The organism is Psychrobacter muriicola 2pS (assembly GCF_904846535.1).
Classification (GTDB): Bacteria; Pseudomonadota; Gammaproteobacteria; order Pseudomonadales; family Moraxellaceae; genus Psychrobacter; species Psychrobacter aquimaris.
Genome location: NZ_CAJHBC010000021.1, coordinates 1 through 4,109 on the forward strand (window position 1 = coordinate 1; position 4,109 = coordinate 4,109).

At 42.6% G+C, this 4,109-nt stretch carries 3 protein-coding genes; all 3 read right to left on the reverse strand.

Going from position 1 to position 4,109, the window contains the following annotated elements; genetic code table 11:
* Nucleotides 1-193: 193 nt before the first annotated feature.
* The 3 genes from mnmE to yidD all read right to left on the reverse strand — a co-directional run bounded on the left by mnmE (nt 194) and on the right by yidD (nt 4,089).
* Nucleotides 194-1,630 (reverse strand): tRNA uridine-5-carboxymethylaminomethyl(34) synthesis GTPase MnmE, encoded by a 1,437-nt coding sequence (gene mnmE / locus JMX93_RS14215; RefSeq protein ID WP_198333448.1) that lies wholly within the window; start codon nt 1,628-1,630, stop codon nt 194-196.
* A 192-nt stretch (nt 1,631-1,822) separates the two neighbouring features.
* Nucleotides 1,823-3,520, reverse strand: coding sequence for a membrane protein insertase YidC (yidC, locus tag JMX93_RS14220; RefSeq protein ID WP_198333447.1), 1,698 nt, complete (start codon nt 3,518-3,520; stop codon nt 1,823-1,825).
* A 215-nt stretch (nt 3,521-3,735) separates the two neighbouring features.
* Nucleotides 3,736-4,089, reverse strand: coding sequence for a membrane protein insertion efficiency factor YidD (gene yidD, locus JMX93_RS14225; protein ID WP_499205089.1), 354 nt, complete (start codon nt 4,087-4,089; stop codon nt 3,736-3,738).
* Between the last annotated feature and the right edge of the window lie 20 nt (nt 4,090-4,109).

The following is a 4,109-nucleotide window of genomic DNA, read 5'->3' on the forward strand; positions in this document are numbered from 1 at the left end:
CAAGTCACAAGTCACAAGTCACAAGTCACAAGTCACAAGTCACAAGTCACAAGTCACAAGTCACAAGTCACAAGTCACAAGTCACAAGTCACAAGTCACAAGTCACAAGTCACAAGTCACAAGTCACTATTTATAAGACCAAATTTTCTGAGAATTGACGAGCTGTATCAAGCAATTCAAAAAAAATAGCTGATTATTTTCCAATACAGAAACTACCAAAGATTTTGCCCAACAAGTCATCCGCACTAAACGCTCCCGTAATCTCACCCAAACTGTTCTGAGCTTGGCGTAAGCTTTCAGCGACTAACTCTCCTGCTTGAAAGACCGTTAACTGCTCGTGCGCCTCTGCTAAAGAGTCGGCTGTGCGCCTAAGTGCATCTATATGACGTGTGCGAGCAATTAGGCTGTTTTCTGGCGGATGAAAACCGACCTTAGCACACAAGGCTTCGACTAAATTATCGATACCAGCGCCTGTTTCACATGAAACATTAACTTGTTCGTAGCCTCTATCTTTGATTTCAGCTTGCGTTGTAGAAGCCGATTTTTCACTACTATTATCGCTCAATAGATCACTTTTATTAGCAATAATTAATAAGAGTTTGGCCTCTGGTAACTCGCCAAATAGTTGTTCTGCAAGCTGTAGTGGTGTACTTTCTTCTTCAACATCGCGAGTCACATCGTAAACCATCAGCAGCATATCAGCTTGGGTAATGGCTGTACGCGCACGTTCAATCCCAATACGCTCTACCGTGTCTTCTGTGTCGCGCAGACCCGCCGTATCGGTAAGATGAAGTGTCAAACCGTTGAGCACCACGGTCTCTTGCAGCGTATCACGAGTCGTACCTGCAACGTCAGTAACGATAGCGCGCTCTTGCCCTGCCAGACGATTCAGCAAGCTTGATTTACCGGCGTTTGGCCTACCTGCTAGGACAACATGGATACCATCACGTAAGAGCTGACCTTGCTTAGCGGTCGCCAATACTTGCTGTATCTTGTCTTGCGTTTGCTCAAGTTTACTTTGTATCACACCGTCTGATAAAAAATCCACGTCTTCCTCATCAGGGAAATCAATCGCAGCTTCAACATGCAAACGCAGATGAATAAGCTGCTCTAATAGCTGATTAATCTTCTGTGAGAACTCACCACTCAGGGAGCGAATGGCACTGCTAGCAGCAGCGGCACTGGTCGCATCAATAGCATCAGCAATAGCCTCTGCTTGCACCAAATCCAATTTATCATTATCAAAAGCACGATACGAGAACTCCCCTGCACCCGCTTGTTTTGCGCCCAACTCAAATACTCGTGCTAACAGTTGGTTTTGTAGAATCATGCCACCATGCCCTTGCAGCTCAATCACATCTTCCCCTGTGAATGAATGCGGGCCTTTAAAGTACAGCACTAATCCTTCATCGATGACTGTACCATCAGCCTGATAAAAACGACAAAAACTGGCCATACGTGGCGTAAAAGCAGACTTACCCGTTAGCGTACAGGCAATCTCATAAGCACGCGCACCCGACAGACGTATAACGCCGACGCCACCACGCCCAAGCGGTGTGGCAATAGCAGCAATCGTGGCCAATCCAGATGCTTTAGGTGGTTCAGATGAATTAGGTACGGTTGACGCCATCTCTAGGGAATCCACAATTACTCTCAATAGCTAAAAACCCCATTATAGACGGCTGGACACAGCCTGACAAAACAAACTTTAAATAGCCATACTTTGCGCTTATTTTATTTCAAGTAAGTGCGAGGTGATAGAAATATCACACATAAAAAAACCACCGCCGTAGCGATGGTTTTTTGTCAATTAACGAGCTACTTAGTCCAATACTTTAACAGTACGACGCTTTTGCTCTTCTTCGACTTTTTTATTGACAATATATTGCTGAGTCATACTGAACAAGTTGTTGACTGTCCAGTAAAGTACGAGACCCGCTGGGAAAAACAACATGAAGGCAGTAAAGATAATGGGTAGGAACTTCATCACTTTCGCTTGCATTGGATCAGCTGGCTGCGGGTTTAGCTGCTGCTGTACAAACATCGAGGCACCCATCAGCAATGGCAAAATAAACCAAGGATCCATCGCCGATAAATCCTGAATCCATAAAATCCAAGGCGCATGACGCAACTCAACACTTTCAACCAACACCCAATATAGCGCTAAGAAGATAGGCATTTGCATCAAGATGGGCAAACAACCTGCCATTGGATTGACTTTTTCTTCTTTATAAATAGCCATCATCTCTTGCGACATCTTCATACGATCGTCGCCATGCTCTTCTTTAAGTGCAGCTAATCTTGGCGCAATAGCACGCATCTTCGCCATTGAGTAGTAGCTCTTGTTTGAGAACCACATCAGAGCAATTTTGACTAAAATCGTCAATACAATGATTGACCAACCCCAGTTACCGATGACTTTATGAATACCATCCAAGATAGCAAATAAAATCTTCGATATTGGCCATAACAAACCATAATCAACCGTTTTATTAAGGCCTACTGCCACGTCTTTTAGCTCAGACTGTACCTTAGGACCAGCGTATAAGATGGCATCTAATGTCACTTGTTTATTCGGCGCGACATTGACAGGCTGACTGTTAAAACCGATGAAATAATCATCGCCTGCTTCACGGCTAAAGAAAGTAGCGGTAAAGTTTTCAGGTACCCATGCTGATACAAAGTAATGCTGAACAATGCCAACCCAACCTTTATCGCTACTAACAGCTAACTCACCATCGTTAAAGTCTTTAAATTTGAGCTTATTGTATGGATCATCAGGAGTACCCCAAGCACCGCCTAAATAAGTTGCCATACTGAGCGCACCTTTATCAGACATACCTGGATCTTTACTATCATCACGTTTCAACTGGGCAAATAATTGACCTTGCCAAGGTTGTGTAGAGGCATTTTGTATTTGATAGCTAATATCAATCGGATATTTGTTTTGTGTAAAGGTAAAGGTCTTGGTAATGGTCACGCCATCTTTTTTATAAGTGAGCGGTACTGATAACGTCTGTTGCCCTGCTTCCATGACATAGTTATTAGCAGTATGGCTATATTTGGCACGGCCTTCTGCAGTATCAATACCATCTTTACCAATAAGACCAGACTGAGCCACATACACACGATTGCTATTATTTTCCAGCAATACGAAAGGCTTATCGCTATCGAGCGTTGCGTCATACTGCTTAAGAGCAGCATAAACAATATCGCCGCCTTCTGGGTTGATTTTTATATCATAGCGATCGGTGGTAACCGTGATTAGACCAGTGTCTTTCGCAGGCGTTGCTGTCACAGTATCACTAGCCACTGTATCGTTATCAGCAGGCAGTGTCTGTACCGGAATATCACCTGCTGCACCGGTTGTCGAAGGGATGTCAGCACCTACTGAAGTCGTAGTTTCTGGCACCGTATCTACAGCTGGTGCATCGGCATAATCATCTCGCCATGCCAAAATCAGCAGATAAGCGGTGATTAACATCGCAATGATGATCATCACCCGAAATATCTTTTGCATAAACCTTTCCTAGATTAAAAAATTAGGGAATGAAAAATTAGGGCATGTGTCATGACTGTACAGCACAGTTATCCCATGTGTGACAACAGTATTGGTAGTCATTTACATAAAATGTGCATCATTTTACTAAAAATCCGCCTTAAATGATACCAAGAGTGTGGATAACTTGTGGGTAACTAAGTAGATATCAACAACTTCCCAGTTGATAACTTACTCTATGTTAGTTTCATCATGTGGTTCAAGCGAGACACATAGCCTTTACTATCTCTAAAAACATATAAACCTTGAGCTTTGACACTAGCTAGTGCGGTAAAAGGTAAATATTGATAATAATAAGCAGATAAAGGTAGCGGCACAAAATCAATGCCGTGCCCGCCCAGAGGATGACATCTGCCAACACGTTTTAATAATAACCAACTGCCAGCCCAGACTCCATGCCATGCCAAAGCTTGTTTACCATAATTCGAGCAAGTAGGGTAATAGCGGCAACGAGCAGGTAATATAGGACTTATTACCTTTTGATAAAAAATAATTAAATAAATAATTATCTTATAAAATAAATTATTTATATTTTTTAATAAAAAATTCA